The 20,302-nt window shown below is 67.5% G+C and carries 24 protein-coding genes; 13 read left to right on the forward strand and 11 right to left on the reverse strand.

What is annotated here, in order from left to right:
* The first annotated feature begins 3 nt into the window (after positions 1-3).
* Both EZ304_RS11820 and EZ304_RS11825 read left to right on the forward strand, forming a co-directional pair.
* The gene (locus EZ304_RS11820; protein ID WP_142807165.1) at positions 4-795 is read left to right on the forward strand and encodes a dioxygenase family protein; all 792 of its coding nucleotides are present in this window, start codon (positions 4-6) and stop codon (positions 793-795) included.
* 118 nt (positions 796-913) lie between these two features.
* Positions 914-2,563 (forward strand): Na+/H+ antiporter, encoded by a 1,650-nt coding sequence (locus EZ304_RS11825; protein WP_099552563.1) that lies wholly within the window; start codon positions 914-916, stop codon positions 2,561-2,563.
* An 81-nt stretch (positions 2,564-2,644) separates the two neighbouring features.
* Here EZ304_RS11825 and EZ304_RS11830 read toward each other — a convergent pair whose 3' ends face one another.
* A complete protein-coding gene (locus EZ304_RS11830) occupies positions 2,645-2,893 on the reverse strand; it encodes a DUF3297 family protein (protein WP_012509930.1) in 249 nt (82 codons plus the stop codon).
* A gap of 90 nt (positions 2,894-2,983) precedes the next feature.
* Here EZ304_RS11830 and EZ304_RS11835 point away from each other — a divergent pair, with 90 nt between their 5' ends.
* Entirely contained in the window at positions 2,984-3,526 is a 543-nt protein-coding gene (locus EZ304_RS11835; protein ID WP_142807166.1) for a DUF6630 family protein, read from the forward strand.
* Between the two features lie 122 nt (positions 3,527-3,648).
* Here EZ304_RS11835 and EZ304_RS11840 read toward each other — a convergent pair whose 3' ends face one another.
* The 5 genes from EZ304_RS11840 to msrB all read right to left on the reverse strand — a co-directional run bounded on the left by EZ304_RS11840 (position 3,649) and on the right by msrB (position 6,918).
* Positions 3,649-3,924 carry a DUF4031 domain-containing protein gene (locus tag EZ304_RS11840; RefSeq protein WP_099552565.1) on the reverse strand — a complete coding sequence of 92 codons (276 nt, stop codon included), beginning with the start codon at positions 3,922-3,924 and terminating at the stop codon, positions 3,649-3,651.
* A gap of 13 nt (positions 3,925-3,937) precedes the next feature.
* Positions 3,938-4,432 carry a hypothetical protein gene (locus EZ304_RS11845; RefSeq protein WP_099552566.1) on the reverse strand — a complete coding sequence of 165 codons (495 nt, stop codon included), beginning with the start codon at positions 4,430-4,432 and terminating at the stop codon, positions 3,938-3,940.
* Positions 4,433-4,532: 100 nt separating this feature from the next.
* Positions 4,533-5,501, reverse strand: coding sequence for a flagellar motor protein MotB (gene motB / locus EZ304_RS11850; protein WP_099552567.1), 969 nt, complete (start codon positions 5,499-5,501; stop codon positions 4,533-4,535).
* 3 nt (positions 5,502-5,504) lie between these two features.
* The gene (gene motA, locus EZ304_RS11855) at positions 5,505-6,359 is read right to left on the reverse strand and encodes a flagellar motor stator protein MotA (protein ID WP_099552568.1); all 855 of its coding nucleotides are present in this window, start codon (positions 6,357-6,359) and stop codon (positions 5,505-5,507) included.
* 91 nt (positions 6,360-6,450) lie between these two features.
* Complete coding sequence (gene msrB / locus EZ304_RS11860) at positions 6,451-6,918, reverse strand: peptide-methionine (R)-S-oxide reductase MsrB (protein ID WP_049432331.1); 468 nt, start codon at positions 6,916-6,918, stop codon at positions 6,451-6,453.
* A 140-nt stretch (positions 6,919-7,058) separates the two neighbouring features.
* Between msrB and EZ304_RS11865 the strand changes: the two genes are divergently transcribed.
* Both EZ304_RS11865 and EZ304_RS11870 read left to right on the forward strand, forming a co-directional pair.
* Positions 7,059-7,430 (forward strand): classical arabinogalactan protein 4, encoded by a 372-nt coding sequence (locus EZ304_RS11865; protein ID WP_142807167.1) that lies wholly within the window; start codon positions 7,059-7,061, stop codon positions 7,428-7,430.
* Between the two features lie 119 nt (positions 7,431-7,549).
* A complete protein-coding gene (locus EZ304_RS11870; protein ID WP_142807168.1) occupies positions 7,550-7,747 on the forward strand; it encodes a lana protein in 198 nt (65 codons plus the stop codon).
* A 107-nt stretch (positions 7,748-7,854) separates the two neighbouring features.
* Here EZ304_RS11870 and EZ304_RS11875 read toward each other — a convergent pair whose 3' ends face one another.
* Positions 7,855-8,334, reverse strand: coding sequence for a winged helix-turn-helix transcriptional regulator (locus EZ304_RS11875; protein ID WP_005407919.1), 480 nt, complete (start codon positions 8,332-8,334; stop codon positions 7,855-7,857).
* A gap of 149 nt (positions 8,335-8,483) precedes the next feature.
* Between EZ304_RS11875 and EZ304_RS11880 the strand changes: the two genes are divergently transcribed.
* On the forward strand, positions 8,484-9,788 hold the full coding sequence (locus EZ304_RS11880) for a D-amino acid dehydrogenase (RefSeq protein ID WP_099552571.1): 1,305 nt from the start codon (positions 8,484-8,486) through the stop codon (positions 9,786-9,788).
* Positions 9,767-10,834 carry an alanine racemase gene (alr, locus tag EZ304_RS11885; RefSeq protein WP_142807169.1) on the forward strand — a complete coding sequence of 356 codons (1,068 nt, stop codon included), beginning with the start codon at positions 9,767-9,769 and terminating at the stop codon, positions 10,832-10,834. Before EZ304_RS11880 ends, alr begins: the two co-directional genes overlap by 22 nt.
* Before the next feature lie 169 nt (positions 10,835-11,003).
* Here the strand turns inward: alr and EZ304_RS11890 are convergent, their stop codons facing one another.
* The gene (locus EZ304_RS11890) at positions 11,004-11,570 is read right to left on the reverse strand and encodes a DUF3016 domain-containing protein (RefSeq protein ID WP_142807170.1); all 567 of its coding nucleotides are present in this window, start codon (positions 11,568-11,570) and stop codon (positions 11,004-11,006) included.
* 243 nt (positions 11,571-11,813) lie between these two features.
* Here EZ304_RS11890 and EZ304_RS11895 point away from each other — a divergent pair, with 243 nt between their 5' ends.
* Together EZ304_RS11895 and EZ304_RS11900 are read left to right on the forward strand one after the other, a co-directional pair.
* A complete protein-coding gene (locus EZ304_RS11895) occupies positions 11,814-13,802 on the forward strand; it encodes a hybrid sensor histidine kinase/response regulator (RefSeq protein ID WP_099552574.1) in 1,989 nt (662 codons plus the stop codon).
* Between the two features lie 43 nt (positions 13,803-13,845).
* Positions 13,846-14,136 (forward strand): DUF3247 family protein, encoded by a 291-nt coding sequence (locus EZ304_RS11900; RefSeq protein ID WP_099552575.1) that lies wholly within the window; start codon positions 13,846-13,848, stop codon positions 14,134-14,136.
* A gap of 82 nt (positions 14,137-14,218) precedes the next feature.
* On the opposite strand, the gene EZ304_RS11905 is transcribed toward EZ304_RS11900, so the two are convergent.
* On the reverse strand, positions 14,219-14,482 hold the full coding sequence (locus EZ304_RS11905; RefSeq protein ID WP_005407925.1) for a hypothetical protein: 264 nt from the start codon (positions 14,480-14,482) through the stop codon (positions 14,219-14,221).
* 158 nt (positions 14,483-14,640) lie between these two features.
* On the opposite strand from EZ304_RS11905, the gene EZ304_RS11910 reads away from it, so the two are divergent.
* Genes EZ304_RS11910 through EZ304_RS11920 form a run of 3 tightly spaced genes read left to right on the forward strand, consistent with a single transcriptional unit; the run spans position 14,641 to position 17,083 of the window.
* Positions 14,641-15,705 carry a class I SAM-dependent methyltransferase gene (locus tag EZ304_RS11910; protein ID WP_099552576.1) on the forward strand — a complete coding sequence of 355 codons (1,065 nt, stop codon included), beginning with the start codon at positions 14,641-14,643 and terminating at the stop codon, positions 15,703-15,705.
* Positions 15,702-16,403, forward strand: a complete 702-nt coding sequence (locus tag EZ304_RS11915) for a pseudouridine synthase (protein WP_142807171.1) — start codon at positions 15,702-15,704, stop codon at positions 16,401-16,403. The genes EZ304_RS11910 and EZ304_RS11915 overlap by 4 nt, the downstream gene beginning before the upstream one ends.
* Positions 16,400-17,083: an HAD family hydrolase gene (locus EZ304_RS11920; protein WP_142807172.1), complete on the forward strand. Its 684-nt coding sequence runs from the start codon at positions 16,400-16,402 to the stop codon at positions 17,081-17,083. The genes EZ304_RS11915 and EZ304_RS11920 overlap by 4 nt, the downstream gene beginning before the upstream one ends.
* A 132-nt stretch (positions 17,084-17,215) precedes the next feature.
* Here EZ304_RS11920 and fabB read toward each other — a convergent pair whose 3' ends face one another.
* Both fabB and fabA read right to left on the reverse strand, forming a co-directional pair.
* A complete protein-coding gene (gene fabB, locus EZ304_RS11925; protein ID WP_099552578.1) occupies positions 17,216-18,424 on the reverse strand; it encodes a beta-ketoacyl-ACP synthase I in 1,209 nt (402 codons plus the stop codon).
* Positions 18,424-18,939, reverse strand: coding sequence for a 3-hydroxyacyl-[acyl-carrier-protein] dehydratase FabA (gene fabA / locus EZ304_RS11930; protein WP_005407930.1), 516 nt, complete (start codon positions 18,937-18,939; stop codon positions 18,424-18,426). The genes fabB and fabA overlap by 1 nt, the downstream gene beginning before the upstream one ends.
* A 191-nt stretch (positions 18,940-19,130) precedes the next feature.
* Here fabA and dinB point away from each other — a divergent pair, with 191 nt between their 5' ends.
* The gene (gene dinB / locus EZ304_RS11935; protein ID WP_142807173.1) at positions 19,131-20,219 is read left to right on the forward strand and encodes a DNA polymerase IV; all 1,089 of its coding nucleotides are present in this window, start codon (positions 19,131-19,133) and stop codon (positions 20,217-20,219) included.
* Positions 20,220-20,302 lie beyond the last annotated feature (83 nt).

The raw sequence follows: 20,302 nt of genomic DNA on the forward strand, positions 1-20,302 counted from the left end.
TCCATGTCCCGCCTGCCATCGCTGTACATCTCGCATGGTTCGCCGATGACCGCCCTGCATCCGGGCCAGGTTGGCGTGCGTCTGGCCGAGCTGGCGCGCGATCTGCCGACGCCACGCGCCATCGTGATGGCCTCGGCGCACTGGCTGGGCCGGCAGCCGCTGGTCGGTGCGCATCCGCAGCCGCCGACCATCCACGATTTCGGCGGCTTCCCGCGCGCGCTGTTCGAACTGCAGTACCCGGCGCCAGGTGATCCGGCGCTGGCCGAAGAGGTGGCCGGCCGCATCGCCGCCGCCGGCCTGCCGGTGGCGCTCGACCCGCAGCGTGGCCTCGACCACGGTGCCTGGGTGCCGCTGCGGCTGTTGCGCCCGCAGGCCGACATCCCGGTGGTGCCGCTGTCGATCCAGCCGCTGCTCGGACCCGAGCATCAGTTCGCGCTGGGCCGTGCGCTGGCGCCGCTGCGCGAACAGGGCGTGCTGCTGGTCGGCTCGGGCAGCATCACCCACAACCTGCACGACTGGGGTGACTACCAGGACGGCAAGGAAGCGCCTTACGTGCGGCCCTTCATCGAGTGGGTGGAGCAGCGGCTGGCTGCCGACGACCGCCAGGCCCTGCTCGACTATCGCCGGCAGGCACCGTTCGCCGAGCGCGCGCACCCGACCGACGAGCACCTGCTGCCGCTGTTCTTCGCGATGGGCGCGGCGGGCGAGGGCGGCTTCGGTGCACGCCGCATCGATGCCGGCATCGACGCCGGTTTCCTGGCCATGGACCTGTACCGCTTCGATGGGGCGGCATGAGCCGGGGCTGACGCCGGGCCATCCCCGTCGTCGCGCCTGCAGCCGCATGTGGTAGTTTTTTCCGGGTTTCCGGCGCTGGCCTTCCGAGCCTCCCCACGCGCCGCTTCCTGGAAGAAGCATGCATACCATTGAAGTCGTCCTGGCGATGCTGGTGGCCGTTGTCGCCAGCGGCTACCTGGTTCGCGTCCTGCCGTTCTCGTTGCCGCTGCCGCTGGTGCAGATCGGGCTGGGCGCGGTCATCGCCGGGGTATTCAACCGCGGCCATGCGCTGGAGCCGGAAGTGTTCTTCCTGCTGTTCCTGCCGCCGCTGCTGTTCCTCGATGGCTGGCGCATTCCCAAACAGGGCCTGTTCCGCGACAAGGGCGCAATCCTCGAGCTGGCGTTCGGCCTGGTGGTGTTCACCGTCATCGGCGCCGGCTTCCTGATCCATTGGCTGATTCCGGTGATGCCGCTGGCGGTGTGCTTCGCACTGGCGGCGATCGTGTCGCCGACCGATCCGGTGGCAGTCGGTGCGATCGCCTCCAAGGCGCCGATTCCCAAGCGCCTGATGCACATCCTGGAAGGCGAGTCGCTGCTGAACGATGCGTCCGGCCTGGTCTGCTTCCGCTTCGCGGTGGCCGCAGTGATGACCGGCACCTTTTCGCTGGCCACGGCCTCGCTGACCTTCGTGTGGGTGGCGGTGGCCGGCCTGGCGGTGGGCGTGGCGGTCACCCTCGGTGTGTCGACCTTCCAGCGCTGGCTGTGGCGCCGCTTCGGCGAGGAGCCGGGCGCGGCGATGCTGGTCAACCTGCTCATTCCGTTCGCGGCCTACCTGCTGGCCGAAGAGATCCATGCCTCGGGCATTCTCGCCGCGGTCGCCGCCGGCATCGCGATGAGCTATGTCGAGCTGACCGGCCGCGTTTCCGGCAGCATGCGCGTGCAGCGCGCCGGGGTCTGGAACATGCTGCAGTTCAGCTTCAACGGCATCATGTTCGTGCTGCTGGGCGAGCAGCTGCCGGGCATCGTCGAGCGCGCCACCACCACCATGAACGAGAGCGGCCACCAGAGTGCGTGGTGGCTGCTGGTGTACGTGGTGGTGATCAACCTGGCGCTGGTGGTGCTGCGCCTGTTGTGGGTGTGGCTGTCGCTGCGCTGGAACCTGCTGCGCGCGCGGCGCCGCGGCCTGGAGCGCGGCGAGGCACCGAACTGGCGCATCGTGGTGGCCACCTCGGTGGCCGGCGTGCGTGGTGCGATCACGCTGGCGGGTGTGTTGACCCTGCCGCTGTTCCTGCCCGATGGCAGTGCGTTCCCGGCGCGTGACCTGGTGATCTTCCTGGCCGCGTCGGTGATCCTGTTCTCGCTGCTGGGCGCCAGCATCGCGCTGCCACAGCTGCTGAAGGGCCTGCAGCTGCCGGCCGATTCAGGCGAACGCAAGGAAGAGGACCTGGCACGCCGGCTGTCGTCGAAGGCCGCTCTGGCCGGGGTCGAGCGCATGCGCCAGCAGCTGGTGATGAACCAGAACACCGAGAACGTGCAGCTGTACAACGACGCTGCGTCGCGGGTGAGCCTGCTGTACCAGCGCCACCTGGAGCGCGACAGTGATGGGCCCGACGTGGACCCGGAGAAGGTCCGGCGCATGGAAATGGGCTACCGCCAGCTGCGCAGCGCAGGCCTCAATGCCGAGCGCGAGGAGCTGTTCCGGTTGACCCGGCGCGGGGTGATCTCCGACGAGATCTCGCGGCGCCTGATCCGCAACCTGGACCTGCTGGAATCGCGCAAGCGCGAATGACGCTGCGGTCGGGCGGCGTCGATCGGGGTCAGATCCCTTTCCGCAGGAAGGGGATCTGACCCCAGGATCCGAGAGCCGCGCTTATTCCGGCTTCGTTTCCAGGAAATACGCCTCGACCTTGCCCTTGACCTTGATGGTCATCGGGTTGCCGCGGCGGTCGCGGGCCTTGCCGGCCTGAACGCGGATCCAGCCTTCGCTGACCGAGTATTCCTCGACGTTGTCGCGCTCGACGTCGTTGAAACGCACGCCAACGCCGCGCTCCAGCGCCTGCGCATCATGGAAGGGGCTGGCCGGGTTGATCGCCAGGTGGTCGGGAGGGGTATCGCTCATCGCTTCATTCACAGTGACGGCCACCAAGGCCGGCTTCAGCGGCACAGGATAAACCGTAGAATGCCGGCCTGCCCCAGAGGAAGTTCCACCATGCCCGACAACAGCGACTATTTCGACTTCGAGGAAGACATCCACGACTTCGACGAAGACGGCTTCGAGGCCCGGGTCTGGAACCTGCTGGTGCTGATCAACCCGGGCGACGAAGAGCTGGCCCTGCAGCAGTTCAACCGCTGGCGCGAGCATCTGGCCGAGGACGGGCAGCCGCTGGAAGCGGACAGCGACTGGCTGCCGGCCCTGTTCACGGCCATTGCCTGGCAGTCCGGTTTCGAGGTGGAGCGTGATGACCTGGAATCGCTGCAGTCGGCGGTGAACGAGCTGTCGGCGCGCTTCAACCTGCAGCTGGACTGGGGCGGTGACCTGGATGACGAGGACTTCGCCGAAGGCCTGGACGGCGTGCAGCTGATGTCCACCGCCTTCGACCGCCTGCGCGAGCACAACTACACGCTGTGGAGCGTGGATGCCGGCAGCGACGGCTTCACCGGGATGATGGCACTGACCCGCGACGACGACGCGATGCTGGCGCTGTGCTCGCTGCTGAACGTGGAAATCCGGCTGGGCAGCGACCCGTTCTGAGGCCGGTAGGTGGGTGCGGAGCCCGCCTATAGGTGGATGGCAACCTTGGTTGGCATGCCCTGTGCCGATGTGCGGACCAAGGTCCGCACCCACCACAGCAAGGGGTAGCCCCCAACGCCGGCCTATGGCCGGTACTGCGCCCGGGCGTTGGCGATCACCGCTTTGACCAGCTCGCGGTCGGCGTGCCGGGAAATGGCCCTTGCACCGAGCGCAATCGCCTGTGCGCGCAGTTCGGCAGTGACATCGTAGTGTGCACCGCTGGCCTTGTTCTGGAAGGCCCGCGCTGGAATGCCGAGCTGCGCCGCCATGGCGTGCAGCTCGGGCAGGGTGTCGGCCATCAGGTGCGCCCAGCGCTGTCCGCGCCAGGGATGCACCGCGTCATCGACGTAGACCGTCACCGCCGCGGCCGGTTCAGGCCTGCGGCTTGCTGTCGCTGTCAGCGGCCGGCGCGGCCTCGGCGTCGGCAGCAGCGGCTTCGGCCACGTCGCCCTCGGCGGCTTCGCCTTCCTCGCCTTCAGCAGCGTCGACGCCTTCGAATTCGGCAACCAGCTTGTCCAGATATTCGTCAGCGGTCTGGCCGGATTCGGCCGCCAGGGTGTCCAGCAGCTTCTGCAGCAGTTCGGAGTACTCCAGGTTGACCTTGCGGCCTTCCTTTTCCTGCACGTTGGACAGGTGCTTGAGCATGGCCAGCATCGGCACCGGGTTCTCGGCGTTGCCCATGGTCTGGCCACCGATGGCCAGCAGCCACTCACGGCCCTGCAGGCCGATGGCGGCGACCACCTGGCCGTCTTCGTTGGTCAGCACGGCATGGTTCTGCACCTGCTGCTGGGCGTTCAGGCGCAGGAACGGGCGCTTGGCCTGCTGCTTCTTGCGCTTGTCGCGCTTGGCCTTGGAGTTCTGGGACATGGGGTGGGGTCACCTGGAAACGGAAAGACCGCCATTGTAGCGGCCGCACGCAGATGGGGTCAGATCCCTTTCCATGGAAAGGGATCTGACCCCGGTTCAATCAGCGCGCCACGGCGGGCGCGGCGGCCTCTGCCGGTGCCTTGCCCTGCGCGGCCTGCACATCCGGGTCGACGGTCGGCGCCGACAGCCCCACCTGCGGGCCGGCACCGGCCAGGGCGGCCTCCTCGGCGGCCCTGGTCATTACTACGATGCTGATGCGGCGGTTGATCGGGTTCTGCGGGTCGGTCTTGTCGAACAGCACGGACGAGGACAGGCCGACCACGCGGGTGATCTTGCTGTCATCCAGGCCGCCATCGACCAGCGCGCGGCGTGCGGCATTGGCACGGTCGGCGCTCAGTTCCCAGTTGCCGTAGCCGCGTGCGGCGGAATAGGCGGTGATGTCGGTGTGGCCGGTCAGGCTGATCCGGTTCGGCACATGGTTCAGGTACTCGGCCAGCTCGTGCAGGATCTGCTGCGTATAGGGCTTCAGCGTGGCACTGCCAAGGTCGAACATCGGCCGGTTCTGCTTGTCCACGATCTGGATGCGCAGGCCTTCCGGGGTCAGGTCCAGCAGCAGCTGGTCCTTGAACGGTTCCAGCGCCTGGCTCCTGCTGATCGCTTCCTGCAACTCCTTCATCAGCTGCTCCAGCTGCTGCTTGTCGCGCTGCTGCTGGTCCACCGGCTGCGGTACTGCTTCCTTCTGGTTCTGGAAGGGATCGTTGCTGTTGCCACGCGAAATGTCGGTGGCACCGCCCAGCTTGATCATCGAAGTACTGGCGCCGCCCGGGCCGGCCATGCCGGGCGCCGGCGTGGCGTTCTGGCCACTCAGCGGGCTGGGGTTGCGGAAGTACTCGGAAATGGCTGCACGGTCGTTCTTGTTGGTGGTGGCCATCAGCCACAGCACCAGGAAGAAGGCCATCATCGCGGTCACGAAGTCGGCATAGGCCACCTTCCATGAACCGCCATGATGGGCGGCGTGGCCGGCCTTCTTGACCCGGCGGACGATGACGGTGGGCTTGTTCTCGGCCATGGCTTACTTGACCGTCTTCAGGTGCTGCTCGAAATCGGAGAAGGCCGGGCGCACGTTCGACGGCAGCGTCTTGCGGGCGAATTCCAGTGCGATCTTCGGGTTGTAGCCGCGCAGGCAGGCCAGCAGGGCGGTCTTCACCGATTCGTAGATGCGGCTGTCCTGTTCGGCGCGCGCTTCCATTGCCGCTGCCATCGGGCCGACGAAACCGTAGCCCAGCAGGATGCCGAGGAAGGTGCCGACCAGCGCACCGGCCACGTGGCCGCCTACTTCGACGATATCGCCGCCGATCGAGCCCATGGTGATGACGATGCCCAGCACCGCCGCCACGATGCCGAAACCGGGCAATCCGTCGGCGACCTTGTTCATCACCTGCGACGGTGCCATCGCCTCGGCGTGGTGCTTTTCCAGCTCCAGTTCCAGCAGCGGTTCCAGCTCGTGCGGCTCGATGTTGCTGCCGATCATCAGGCGCAGGCAGTCGGTGATGAAGTCGATCAGGTGGTGGTCGGCCTGCACCTTGGGGTAGTTGCCGAACAACGCGCTCTCGGCTGGGCGCTCGACATGGTCTTCCAGTGCCATGAAGCCTTCGCGGCGCGCCTTGTTCAGCAGTTCATAGAGCAGGCTGAGCACATCGATGTAGTCCTGCTGCTTGTAACGTGGGCCCTTGAACACGCCCACCATCGCCTGCAGGGTCTGCTTGACCGTCTTGGCCGGGGTGCCGACCAGGAATGCGCCGAGCGCGGCGCCGCCGATGATGACCAGTTCGTAGGGTTGCCAGAGGGCACCCAGGCGGCCGTGGGCACCGAGGTAGCCCCCGATCACGCTGATGATGACGACCAGGAATCCAACGATGATGAGCATGGCGCGACGCAAGGAGAGGGGATATCTCCTTGTCGGCCCGTCGCCTGGTTTTCTGAAGAGGGAATTCTGTGAAATCGGTCAGCGGGGTATTTCAGCCCGCCACGCCGGCCTCGGCACCGCCACGCTGCAGTGGATCGGGCCAGGGCTCGCCATTGCCGGTGAACGAAAGTGAGACGGAGTTCAGGCAGTGGCGTTCGTAGGTCGGCGGCGGGCCGTCCGGGAACACATGGCCCAGGTGGCTGCCGCAACGCGCACAGGTGATCTCGGTGCGCACCATGCCGTGGCTGGTATCGCGGATCTCGCGCACGTGCGCCGGGTCGAACGGGGCGAAGAAGCTGGGCCAGCCAGTGCCGGAATCAAACTTGGTACTGGAGCGGAACAGCGGCAGCGCACACAGCCGGCAGCAGTAGACGCCCTCGCGCTTGTTGTCGAGGAACACCCCGCAGAACGGCGCTTCGGTGCCGTGCTGCAGCAGCACGCGGCGCTCCTCGCTGCTGAGGCCGGCGACGAGTGCCTCGGTCTGGGTGGCGGTGGGGGGCGTCAGATCGAAGGCAGTCATGGCGGCGCTCCGTGGGGTCGATGGCCTGGGGATGCGGGAAAACGTGGGGGTGATGGAGCGACCTTGCAAGTGTGATGGCCGTTCATGGGCGGCACACAGGGGGTGGCGCATGGTGAAGACGATCCACGCCGGAGCGTGCCATGAAATCGCCCCTTCCCCTGTTGCTGATCGCCCTGCTGCCTGCGTCGGCGCTGGCCCAGGTGCCGACCGCCGATCCGACCGCCACCCGCAGCAGCAGCACCGTGGCGCCCACCCCGGTGGCACCGCCACCACAGGCCGCGCGCCCGCAGCCGCAGGTACTGCCCTCACCGCAGCCGGCGCAGCCGATCAAGTCCACGGGGCCGGCCCAGGTCGCGCCGACGCCGGTACCGAAGCCGGTCGACAAGGTCTACGACCGCAACGGTCGCATCATTCCCGGCGTGCGCCCGGCCGGTCCCAACCGCGTGTTCGATTCGCGCACCGGGCGTTATCTCGACAGCGTGCCGCAGGGCGACGGCCAGCAGATCCGGTAAGGCCGCGCCCGGCGGCGCAGCTGAACCTCCGAAAACAACACCTTCCCGATCACTGCTTTTTCGCCTGCGATTAACCGTTCCGGGACCACCGTGGCCCTGCGCCGGCATTCCGCCGCCGCATGTCCTTCGTCCACTGGATCGCGATCATGAAGAACCAGCAGAACCGTCATCCCGGCAAGGAACCGCAGGGCCGCAACCCGCAACAGCAACAGCAACAGCAGCAGCAACAGCAACAGCAACAGATGGAACCGCAGCAGTCGCACAAGGGCGGCAAGCAGCAGGAGCAGCGCCCGCAGAAGCATCCGCAGCAGCGCTGACGGATCCGGGGTCAGAGCCCGCGTTGCGGGATCTGACCTTCGCACGCAGCCCCCTGATCGGGGTCGGATCCCGCACAGCGGGCTCTGACCCCACCCCCGCAGCCAGCTCAGTCCGGAATCGGCAGGCTCAGCGTTTCCTTCACCTCTTCCATCACGATGTAGCTCTTCGATTCACGCACATGCGGCAGCGTCAGCAGGGTGCTGCCGAGCAGCTTGCGGTAGGAGGCCATCTCGCTGATCCGTGCCTTCAGCAGGTAATCGAAGTCGCCCGACACCAGGTGGCACTCCAGCACGTTGGGCAGCTTCAGGGCCGCGCGCCGGAATTCCTCGAAGATGTCGCCGGACTTGTAGGCCAGGCTGATCTCGACGAACACCAGCAGGCTGGCCTTCACCGCCGCAGGGTCCAGATGGGCGTGGTAACCGGTGATCACGCCCTCGCGCTCCAGCCGGCGCACGCGCTCGGTGCACGGGGTGGTGGACAGGCCGACCCGCTCACCCAGTTCGGTGAAGGAGATGCGGCCTTCGGCCTGCAGGATGCGCAGGATCTTGCGGTCGATCTTGTCCAGTTCGCGGGTACGGGTGGCCATGGCCGTCAACCTTGGGGAGTGAATCTCAGGAGAACATCCTGCTGGTTGATTGCAAATCAGGCAAATCAACTGGTATCGGCTGTCTATACTTCCCCAATTGTGGTCCCGGCACGCTCCAGTGCAGGGAATGATCGGGTTGGAGAAGTCCCATGCGAGTCCTAGTTCTCGGCAGCGGCGTGATCGGCACCACCAGTGCCTGGTACCTGCGACAGGCCGGGTTTGAAGTCACGGTCATCGACCGCCAACCCGGCCCGGCGCTGGAGACCAGCTTCGCCAATGCCGGCCAGCTGTCGTTCGGCTACACCTCGCCGTGGGCGGCGCCGGGCGTGCCGAAGAAGGCGATCGGCTGGCTGTTCGAGAAGCACGCGCCGCTGGCGATCCGCCCGGGCATGGACCTGGCCCAGTACCGCTGGCTGTGGCAGATGCTGCGCAACTGCACCCACGAGCGCTACGCGATCAACAAGGCGCGCATGGTGCGCATGTCCGAGTACAGTCGCGACTGCCTGAACGAGTTGCGCGCGCAGATCGGCATCGAGTTCGAAGGCCGCGACCTGGGCACCACCCAGTTGTTCCGCACCCAGCAGCAGCTGGATGCCTCGGCGCAGGACATCGAGATCCTGGCCCAGTACGGCGTGCCGTACGAGGTGCTGGACCGTGCCGGCATCATCCAGGCCGAACCGGCCCTGGCCCACGTCGATGGCCTGGTAGGCGCGCTGCGCCTGCCGCGTGACCAGACCGGCGACTGCCAGCTGTTCACCCGTCGCCTGGCGCAGATGTGCGTGGACGCCGGCGTCGAGTTCCGTTTCGACCAGGACATCACCGGCCTGGAGTTCGATGGCGACCGCATCACCGGCGTGCGCATCGACGGCAAGCTGGAAACCGCCGACCGCTTCGTGGTTGCACTGGGCAGCTACTCGCCAGCGCTGGTCGCACCGCTGGGCATGCGCCTGCCGGTGTACCCGCTGAAGGGCTACTCGCTGACCCTGCCGATCACCGACCCGGCGATGGCACCGACCTCGACCATCCTCGACGAGAGCTACAAGGTGGCGGTGACCCGCTTCGACGATCGCATCCGCGTCGGTGGCATGGCCGAAGTGGCCGGCTTCGACCTGTCGCTGTCGCAGCGCCGCCGCGAGACCCTGGAACTGGTGGTCAGCGACCTGTACCCGAAGGGCGGCGACCTGTCGCGCGCGCAGTTCTGGACCGGCCTGCGCCCGGCCACGCCGGACGGCACGCCGGTGATCGGCGCCACGCCGTTCCGCAACCTGTACCTCAACACCGGTCACGGCACGCTGGGCTGGACCATGGCCTGCGGTTCGGGCCGCTACCTGGCCGACCTGATGAGCGCGCGCCAGCCGCAGATCAGCACCGAAGGTCTGGATATTTTCCGCTACGGCCAGTACGGTCACGCGCCGCAACACGAGAACCGCACATGCGTCCTGCCCGCGCGCTGATCGATCTGGGCGCCCTGCGCAGCAACTACCGGCTCGCCCGTGAACTGGGCGGTGGCAAGGCCCTGGCGATCATCAAGGCCGATGCCTATGGCCATGGCGCGGTGCGCTGTGCACAGGCACTGGAAGACGAGGCCGATGGCTTCGGCGTGGCCACCATCGAAGAAGCGCTGGAACTGCGCCAGGCCGGCATCCGTGCGCCGATCCTGCTGCTGGAAGGCATTTTCGAACCCAGCGACATGGCGCTGGTGGCCGAGCATGATTTCTGGTTCGCCGTCGGTTCGCCGTGGCAGCTGGAGGCCGTCGCCGCCTTCGACAGCCCGCGCCCGTTGACGGTGTGGCTGAAGCTGGACAGCGGCATGCATCGCCTCGGCCTGGACGTGGACAGCTTCCGCGCGGCGCATGCGCGCCTGTCAGCGCTGCCCCAGGTCGAGCGCATCGTGCTGATGACCCACCTGGCACGTGCCGATGAGCTGGACAGCGAGCGCACCCACGAACAGGCGGCGACCTTCGCGCGGGCCATCGACGGCCTGGAGGGCGAGACCAGCGTGTGCAATTCGCCGGCGCTGCTGGGCTGGCCGGACGTGCGCAGCGACTGGGTCCGCCCGGGCCTGATGCTGTACGGCGCCAACCCGCTGCCGGAGGCTTCGGAGATCACCGCGCGCCTGCGCCCGGTGATGACGATGCAGTCGAAGGTGATCGCCGAACGCTGGATCGAGGCAGGTGAACCGGTGGGTTATGGCGCGCGCTTTGTCTCGAAGGCACGCACGCGCGTAGGTGTGGTCGCGCTCGGCTATGCCGACGGTTATCCGCAGTTCGCCCCGAATGGCACGCCGGTGCTGATCGACGGCCAGCCCGGTGCGCTGATCGGGCGCGTGTCGATGGACATGCTGACCGTGGACCTGACCGCGCATGCGCAGGCTGGCATCGGCAGCGTGGTGGAACTGTGGGGTTCAGCGCCGACGCTGTCTGAACTGGCGCCGCGCTGCGGCGTGAGCGCGTACCAGCTGCCGTGCGCGGTCAAGCGCGTGGCGAAGGTGTACGTGTAGAGCCGGGCCCACGCTCGGCTCCGGTAGCGGCCGACCTTGGTCGGCGCTGTGAGTGCGTGTCGACCAAGGTCGACACCTACCGAGGGGCCTAGCGCGCAGCGGTCGCCATGCGCGGCCCTGGTAGCGGCCGACCTTGGTCGGCGCTGTGAATGCGTGTCGACCGAGGGGCCTAACGCGCGGCGGTGGCCTGGCTGGCCAGCTGGCGCTTGACCCAGTCATCGATCAGGCGCTTCTCGTAGCGCAGCGGATCACTTTCGCTCTTCAGCCCAACGTTGTGCAGGTAGCCGGTATCACTCAGGCGTGCGTCACCTTCACTGACGATGCGGCCGCTGGCGTCCTTCAACGTGTACTGCAGGGTGATCCGCGGTGGGTAGATGTCGCGCATGATGCGGATGTCGCGCCCGCGGGGGCCATGCCACGGCTCGTAGTCACCGGCTCGCTTGATGTCGACCAGGGTCACATCCAGGGTCTGCCCCGGTTGCAGTGGTTTGGCTGCGGTGGTCTGCACGTAGCGCGCCAGCTGCTGGACCCAGTCGCCGCGTTCGGCCTCGAAGCGGTTGCTGCTCTGGCGGATCTCGGTGAATTTGGCCGGATCGTCCCACTTCACGCTGACCGGGCCATCGGCCTGCAGCGCGCGCGGGGCTTCCGGATCGGTCACCGCGCGTGGCGCAGCATTGGCGCCGCCTGCCATGAGGGCACCGGCCAGCAGAAGGGCGGTAGCAAGTGAGCGGTTCATGACGGTCTCCTGCATCCCCTGAGGGGGACGATATTGATCACGGATCGAGTGTGATCCCGCTCCAGGGCAACGGCAATGGCCGAATGCGTCATGCGCAAGAGCGGTTGCCGCCAATTCATCGTCGTCAACCCTGACTGACGGCGCTTGACGCTGTGAATACGCTCTCTGGAAGATGCTGTGCCTCCAATCCGGCCCGTCCAGACGCCCTTGTCCACACTGCCGCCCCTAGTGGAGCGCCCACCGATGATGGTGCCGGCGCCCGAACCCGACCTGCATCATGGCGTGCTTGAGCGCATCAACGCCGGTTTCTGCGTGATCCAGGTGCTGTTCGAGGGTGACCGCGCGGTGGACTACCGTTTCATCGAGGTCAACGACGCGTTCGAGCGCCATACCGGCCTGAAGGACGCCCGGGGCCAACGCATGACGGTGCTGGAGCCGCACCACGAGCAGGACTGGTTCCGCATCTACGGCGAGGTCGCACGCAGCGGCCGGCCGGCGCAGTTCGAGATGGAGGCACGGGCGCTGGGCCGCTCCTTTGCGGTCGACGCGGTGCGCGTGGGGCGACCGGGAGAAGACAAGGTCGGCATCCTGTTCTTCGACATCACCGCGCGCAAGCAGATGGAAGTGGAGCTGGGCGAAAGCGAAGCCCGCTTCAGCGCACTGGCCGATGGCCTGCCGATGCCGGTATGGGTGCTCGACGAGCGCGGCCACGCCCGCTTCGTCAACAGCGCCTTCAGCGAGTTCTTCGGTGGCGACGAAACGCGCGTGCCGGAAGATGTCTGGCGCGGCCTGGTACACCCGGACGATGCGTCCGTATTCGAGTACGAGCTGCAGGAAGCACTGAAGGCGCAGCGTTCGATGCATGCGCTGGTACGCGCGCGGCGCGCCGATGGCCAATGGCGCTGGTTGGAGATGAATGCGCGTCCGCGCTTCTCGCGCATGGGCCGCTTCATCGGCCTGGCCGGCAGCAGTCCGGACGTGACCGAGCGCCGCGAGATCGAACTGGCACGTGAGGAACTGCTGCAGTCCGAGCGCGCCGCGCGCAGTGCCGCCGAGAACATGGCGCGGCTGAAGGACGAATTCCTGGCCACGCTGTCGCACGAGCTGCGCACGCCGCTGACCACCATCCTCGGTTGGAGCGAACTGCTGCTGCAGCGGGTGGACAACACCAGCCCGCTGTACAAGGGCCTGAACGTTATCGCCAACAGCGCCGGCGCGCAGAAGCGGCTGATCTCGGACATGCTCGATCTCAGCAGCATGCTGCTGGGCAAGGTACAGCTGGAGGTGGAAGTGCTGGACCTGCGCACGCTGCTTGGCGAAGCCATCGGCGCGCAGGAACTGGTGGCCGAGGGCAAGGCACTGGACGTGCACCTGCAGTTGCCCGAGGAGCCAAGCCCCGTGCTCGGCGATGCCACCCGCCTGCAGCAGGTGTTCTGGAACCTGCTGTCGAACGCCATCAAGTTCACTCCGGCTGAGGGCCGCATCGACGTGCAGCTGCAGGCCGACGGCAACCACTGGGTGATTACGGTACGCGATACCGGCGATGGCATCGCACCGGAGTTCCTCAACCACCTGTTCAGCCGCTTCCGCCAGGCCGATGGCACCACGACGCGCCGCCATGGCGGCCTCGGCCTGGGCCTGGCGATCGTGCAGCAGCTGGTCGAACTGCACGGCGGCACCGTTGCCGCCGCCAGCGAAGGCCATGGCCACGGCGCCACGTTCACCGTGCGCCTGCCCCAGCACCTGCCGGATGCCGAACGGCGGCCGCTGCGCGAAGTCATCAGCGGGCCGATCCTGGAGCCGGTGATCGTCGAGCCGTATCCGCTGCGGGGCATGCATGTGCTGGCGGTGGAAGACCAGCCGGAGGTGCTGGAATACCTGCGGCGCATGCTGGAAGAGCAGGGCGCCAGCGTGTCGGCGGCCAGTTCGGCAGGCGAGGCACTGGCATTGCTGGCCGACACCGGCCATCTGCAGTACCACGTGATGCTGACCGACATCGGCATGCCGGGCATGGATGGCTACGGGCTGGTGCGCACGCTGCGCGAGGACATGGGCGTGGACGCAGCAATGCTGCCGGCGGTGGCGGTGACCGCGCTGGCGCGTGCCGATGACCGCCGTCGTGCCTTGGCGTCGGGCTTCCAGGAGCATGTGGCCAAGCCGTATTCGGTCGCGCAGCTGGTGGCCGCGGTGCGCAAGGTGCAGGTGCCGCGCGCCGACAGCGCGCTGCACTGAGCATTCACGGCCGATCGGCGACCCTGCACGCAGGAGGTCGCCGATGTCCCGTACAGCTCCCCGCATCCACACCGACCCGGCGCAGATCGCGCGCCTGGAAGCCCTGCTGCCGCAGCTGGAAGGCGAAACGCAGGTGGAACTGACCCTGCACGATGGCCGGCGCCTGCTCGGCACGGTGGCGGTGAAGCCGACCGTGCAGCAGTACCGCAACGACGCCGGTGATGAAGGCAGCAACGGCCAGCTGCGCCTGGATGACTACGACACGCCGGTCCAGCAGCACCATGTGTGGCTGGACGAGATCGCCAGCATCCGCAGGTTGCCGCCGAGGGTTTGACGGCAACCTGCCGGGTCCATCCACGCATGGCGTGGATCTACCTGGGGTTGCAGTGGAGCCACGCCATGCGTGGCTGCTGCGCTCAGTGCTCGAACAAGGTCGGCGTCGCCTCGAACCGGCGAGCATAGGCGCGCTCCTCCGCAACCCGCGCCACCTCGTCGTCGGCCAGGTCCGGCGCACCATACACCGCGTAGGCCACGCTGCCGTCGGCGCCATGGCCGACCTGGTGCAGCCGGTAGCGCGAGTGGCCGCCGCCGGTGTCCTCGGGGTAGTGCACGGGCGGATGGCTGCCTTCCAGGTCCATTTCACTGTTGTCGACCACGCCACCGACGAACAAGGCTCGCATGCAGGTTCTCCTGGGTTTCCGGGGGGAGCCTCTACCCTGAACGTTCCAATGTTGCTGGCGGATCAAGGCCCCGTTCGGGTTTCGCAAAACGGCCTGGCGGGGCCGGCCCGGCCAAGCCGGTACAATGGACGGCCCTCACGCTTGAAGTACCCGCGCCGATGGCCTCCAGCGACGACGCCCCCCTGCAGACCCTGTTCCTGCCGTTCTCCCAAGGTGCCCTGCGCTGGCCGGAGGGTCCGGTGGCCTTCCTGCGTGCCCGTGATGGCTGGCCGCTGCGCGAAGTGGCGGGCAATCGCGAGGTGCACTGCGAGCAGAGTTTTGCCCCGTTCGCGCAGCCGCTGCAGCAGGCCGCCGGCTGGACCGTCAGTGGCCAGCTGGACGATGCCGCCGGCAAGGGCCGCTATCCGCTGGTGCTGGTGCTGCCGCCGCGCCAGCGTGAAGAGGCCCGTGCGCTGTTCGCCCGTGCGCTGGCACTGGTCGCCGACGGCGGTCGCATCGTCGCCTGCCAGTCCAACAACGAAGGTGCGCGCTCGGGCGAGGGCGATCTCAAGCAGCTGGCCGGCCTCGGTGGCAGCCTGACCAAGAACCACTGCCGCGTGTACTGGACCGCCCCGTTGCAGGGCCAGCACGACGCCGACCTGGCCAGGCGTTGGTTGGCGCTGGATGCGGTGCGCCCGATCGTGGGCGGTCGCTTCCTCAGCCGCCCGGGCGTGTTCGCCTGGGATCGCATCGACCCGGCGTCGGCGCTGCTGGCCGAGCACCTGCCGGCCGACCTGGCCGGGCGTGCCGCCGATCTCGGCGCGGGCTACGGCTACCTGTCGCGCGAGCTGCTGGAGCGTTGCCCGAAGATCACCGCGCTGGACCTGTACGAGGCCGAGCAGCGTGCATTGGCGCTGGCCGAACTGAACCTGGCGCCGCCGCCGCGTCCGCTGCCGCTGCGCTTCCTGTGGCAGGACGTCACCGCCGGCATCGAGCCGGGCTACGACGTCATCATCAGCAATCCGCCGTTCCACACGCCGTCGCGTGCCGATCGCCCGGACATCGGCCAGCGCTTCATCGCCGTGGCCGCGCAGGCGTTGCGTCCGGGTGGGCGCCTGTACGTGGTGGCCAACCGCCACCTGCCCTACGAATACACGCTCAACGAGAGCTTCGGTGCCGTGCGCGTGATTGCCGAGCGCGATGGCTTCAAGCTGGTCGAAGCGGTGAAGGGGAAGGGCCGGTGAAGCTGGTCAAGCACATCGCCAACCTGGGCTACGGCAGCCGCAAGCAGGTGCAGTGGATGTTCCGCGAGGGACGCGTCACCGACGCCGACGGCGAGGTGCTGTACGCCGACGACCAGGTGCCGCACGAGGCCATCCGTGTCGATGGCGAGCCGCTGGACCCGCCGGTGGGACTGTCGATCGCGCTGCACAAGCCGGCCGGCTACACCTGCTCGACCAAGGACACCGGCCGCCTGATCTATGACCTGCTGCCGCAGCGCTTTCGCGACCGCGATCCGGTGCTGTCCACGGTCGGCCGCCTCGACCGCGAGACCAGTGGCCTGCTGCTGCTGACCGACGATGGTGGCCTGCTGCACCGGATCATCTCGCCGAAGTCGAAGCTGCCCAAGGTCTACGAAGTGGAGCTGAGCGACGACCTGCGCGGCGACGAGGTGGCCCTGTTCGCCAGCGGCACGCTGATGCTGGAGTCCGAGAAGACGCCCCTGCTGCCGGCTGAACTGGAAGTGCTGGATGCGCGCCGCGCGCGCCTGGTGCTGCACGAAGGCCGCTACCATCAGGTACGCCGCATGTTCGCCGCCACCGGCAATCACGTGCAGGCCCTGCATCGCAGCCGCGTTGGCGGGCTGGACCTGCAGGGGCTGGACGAGGGGCAGTGGCGGCAGCTCACTTCCACCGATCTGGATACGCTGTTCGCTCCATGACCACCATCGCTGCGCTGCCGTTCCTCCCCGACGCCGTCATCTTCGACATGGACGGCCTGATGATCGACAGCGAGCGGGTCTCGCTGGCCTGCTGGAGCCAGGCCGCCGACGAGTTCGGACTGGGCCTGGATGAGGCGGTGTTCCTGCGCATGGTCGGCCTCGGTGACCGCGATACGCACGCGCTGCTGCGTGCGCAGGGCATCGAGGACAGCGTGATCGAGGCGGTGGCCGCGCGCTGCCACGAGCTGTATGAAGCACGCACGCAGACGGGCCTGCCGCTGCGGCCGGGCATCCTGGAACTGCTGGAACTGCTGAAGGCGCACGCGATTCCGCGCGCGGTGGCGACCACCACGCGGCAGCCGCGGGCCAACCGCAAGCTGGCGGCGGCCGGACTGCTGCCGTACTTCGATGCGGTGATCACCAGTGGCGACGTCGCGCAGCCGAAGCCGGCGCCGGACATTTACCTGCTGGCCGCACGGCGGCTGGGCCAGGCGCCGGAACGCTGCCTGGCACTGGAGGATTCACCGGCCGGTACGCGCGCGGCGCTGGCCGCCGGCATGACGGTGATCCAGGTGCCGGACCTGGTGCATCCGGATGAAGAGTTGCGTGCCCTGGGCCACCGCATCGTTGGATCGCTGGTGGACGCGCACGGGCTGCTGCTGCCGCTGTTGCCGAAATAAGGTGGGTGCCGGCCGTTGGCCGGCACACCCCAATGCCCCGGTGGGTGCCAACCTTGGTTGGCACTGAGCCGAGCATGGCTCGGCTCTACGTCCATTGGTGGGTGCCGACCGTGGGTCAGCACACCTGCCCCATCACACCCGCCCGAACACCAGCGCGGCGTTGGTGCCACCGAAGCCGAAGCTGTTGGACATCACCGTGTCCAGCTTCTGCTCGCGGCTCTGGCGCAGGATCGGGAAGCTCTCCACCTTCGGGTCCAGCTCGCCGATGTTGGCCGAACCGGCAACGAAGCCGTCGCGCATCATCAGCAGGCAGTAGATCGCCTCATGCACGCTGGCTGCACCCAGCGAGTGGCCGGACAATGCCTTGGTCGACGACAGCGGCGGTACCGCATCGCCGAACACTTCGCGGATGGCGTTGAGCTCGGTGACATCGCCCAGCGGGGTCGAGGTGCCGTGGGTGTTGAGGTAGTCCAGCGGGCGATCGATGCCCTGCAGCGCCATCTTCATGCAGCGCACCGCGCCTTCGCCGGACGGGGCAACCATGTCGGCGCCATCGGAAGTGACGCCATAGCCGATCAACTCGGCATGGATGTGCGCGCCGCGCGCAACGGCGTGGTCGTAGTCCTCCAGCACCAGCATGCCACCGCCACCGGCGATGACGAAGCCGTCGCGGTCCTTGTCGTACGGACGCGAGGCGCTGGCCGGGGTCTCGTTGAAGCTGGTCGACAGTGCGCCCATCGCGTCGAACATCACGCTCATCGACCAGTGCAGGTCTTCACCGCCACCGGCGAACATGATGTCCTGCGCGCCATGGCGGATCATGTCCGCGGCCGCGCCGATGCAGTGCGCCGACGTCGCGCAGGCGGCCGACAGCGAGTAGCTGACGCCCTTGATCTGGTAGGCAGTGGCCAGGCAGGCCGAGACGGTCGAGCACATCGTGCGCGGCACCATGTACGGGCCGACCTTGCGAACGCCGCGCTCGCGCAGCAGATCGACCGCGCCGATCTGCCATTCGCTGGAGCCGCCACCGGAGCCGGCGATCAGGCCGGTGCGCAGGCTGCTGACCTGCTCGGTGCTGAGCCCGGCATCGGCGATGGCATCGCGCATGGCCAGATAGGCGAAGGCCGCTGCGTCGCTCATGAAACGCTTCTGCTTGCGGTCGATCAGCGCGTCCAGGTCGAGATCGACGCGGCCGCCGACCTGGCTGCGCAGGCCCGCTTCGGCGTGGTCGGCCAGCGCGGTGATGCCCGAGCGCCCTTCGCGCAGCGCGGCCGAAACAGTATCCAGATCATTGCCGAGGCAGGACGTGATGCCCATGCCGGTGATGACGACGCGACGCATCAGAAGCTCCCGGTTTCAGTGAACAGGCCGACGCGCAGGTCGCGGGCGCTGTAGATTTCGCGGTCATCCACGTACATGCGGGCGTCCGACTGGGCCATCACCAGCTTGCGGTTGATGACGCGGCTGATGTCGATCTCGTAACGCACCAGCTTGGCCTCCGGCAGCACCTGGCCGGTGAACTTCACCTCGCCGCAGCCCAGTGCGCGGCCCTTGCCGGGGGCGCCCAGCCAGGTCAGGAAGAAGCCGGTCAGCTGCCACATGGCATCCAGGCCGAGGCAGCCGGGCATCACCGGGTCGCCGATGAAGTGGCAGCCGAAGAACCACAGGTCCGGGCGGATATCCAGTTCGGCGCGTACCATGCCCTTGCCATGCGGTCCGCCGTCCTCGCGGATGTCGGTGATGCGGTCGAACATCAGCATCGGGTCGTTGGGCAAACGGCCGGCGGCGGTGCCGAACAGTTCACCGCGTGCGCTGGCCAGCAGCTGTTCGCGGTTGAACGCGTGGAGACGGGTCATGAAGCACAATCCTGGAAGCGGGGAAACAGGGAAACAAGCGCTCGAGGATGCCCGTGGAAACTGTGCCGATCAAACATTTCAACCGTACGCAACCGTAGTGTTTTCAATGGAATACGCGCATCCTGTTGATGTGCAACGACCATACTTCGGCGTGTGGCCCGTTCGGCATGCCCCCGCCCTTTCCGCCTGACATGACCCGACTGCGCAAGATCATCCACGTTGACATGGACGCGTTCTACGCGTCGGTGGAGCAGCGCGACGATCCGTCACTGCGCGGCAAGCCGGTGGTTGTGGCATGGCGTGGCGCCCGCTCGGTCGTATGCGCGGCGTCCTACGAGGCACGCGTGTTCGGCGTGCGTTCGGCGATGCCCGCCGTACGTGCCGAGCGCCTGTGCCCGGACGCGGTCTTCGTGCCGCCGGACTTCGCGCGTTACAAGGCGGTGTCACAGCAGGTACGCGCGATCTTCCTGCGCCATACCGACCTGGTCGAGCCGCTGTCGCTGGACGAGGCCTACCTGGACGTGACCGAGCCGAAGAGTGGCATCGAACTGGCCACCGACATCGCCCGCACCATCCGCGCGCAGATCCGCGAAGAAACGAACCTGACCGCTTCAGCCGGGATCGCGCCGAACAAGTTCCTGGCCAAGATCGCCTCGGACTGGCGCAAGCCCGACGGCCAGTTCGTGATTCCGCCGCAGCGCGTGGATGCGTTCCTGGCGCCGCTGCCGGTCAACAGGGTGCCCGGCGTCGGCAAGGTCATGGAAGGCAAGCTGGCCGCGCGCGGCATCGTCACCTGCGGTGATCTGCGGCAGTGGGCGCTGATCGATCTGGAAGAAGCATTCGGCAGCTTCGGCCGCAGCCTGTACAACCGCGCACGTGGCATCGACGAGCGGCCGGTGGAACCGGACCAGCAGGTGCAGTCGATTTCCTCGGAGGACACCTTCGCCGAGGACCTGCTGCTGGAAGATCTGACCGAGGCCATCGTGCAGCTGGCTGGGAAGACCTGGAACGCCACGCGCAAGACCGAGCGCATCGGCCACACCGTGGTGCTGAAACTGAAGACCGCGCAGTTCCGCATCCTCACCCGCAGTTTCACCCCGGAGCGCCCGCCGGAATCGATGGAAGAACTGCGCGACATCGCGCTGGCCCTGCGCGCCCGCGTCGACCTGCCGGCGGAGACCCGCTACCGCCTGGTCGGTGTCGGCCTTGGTGGCTTCCGCGAGAAGGAACCGGTGGTGCAGGGCGAATTGTTCGAGCACACCCAGACCGATCGCTCCTGATCGTTCATCCACGCACGGCGTGGATCTACGTGTCGACCAAGGTCGACACCCACCAAGAGCAGGGCATTCCATCCCGACAGGTT

Origin of the sequence: Stenotrophomonas maltophilia (assembly GCF_006974125.1) — a bacterium.
Taxonomy (GTDB): Bacteria; Pseudomonadota; Gammaproteobacteria; order Xanthomonadales; family Xanthomonadaceae; genus Stenotrophomonas; species Stenotrophomonas maltophilia_O.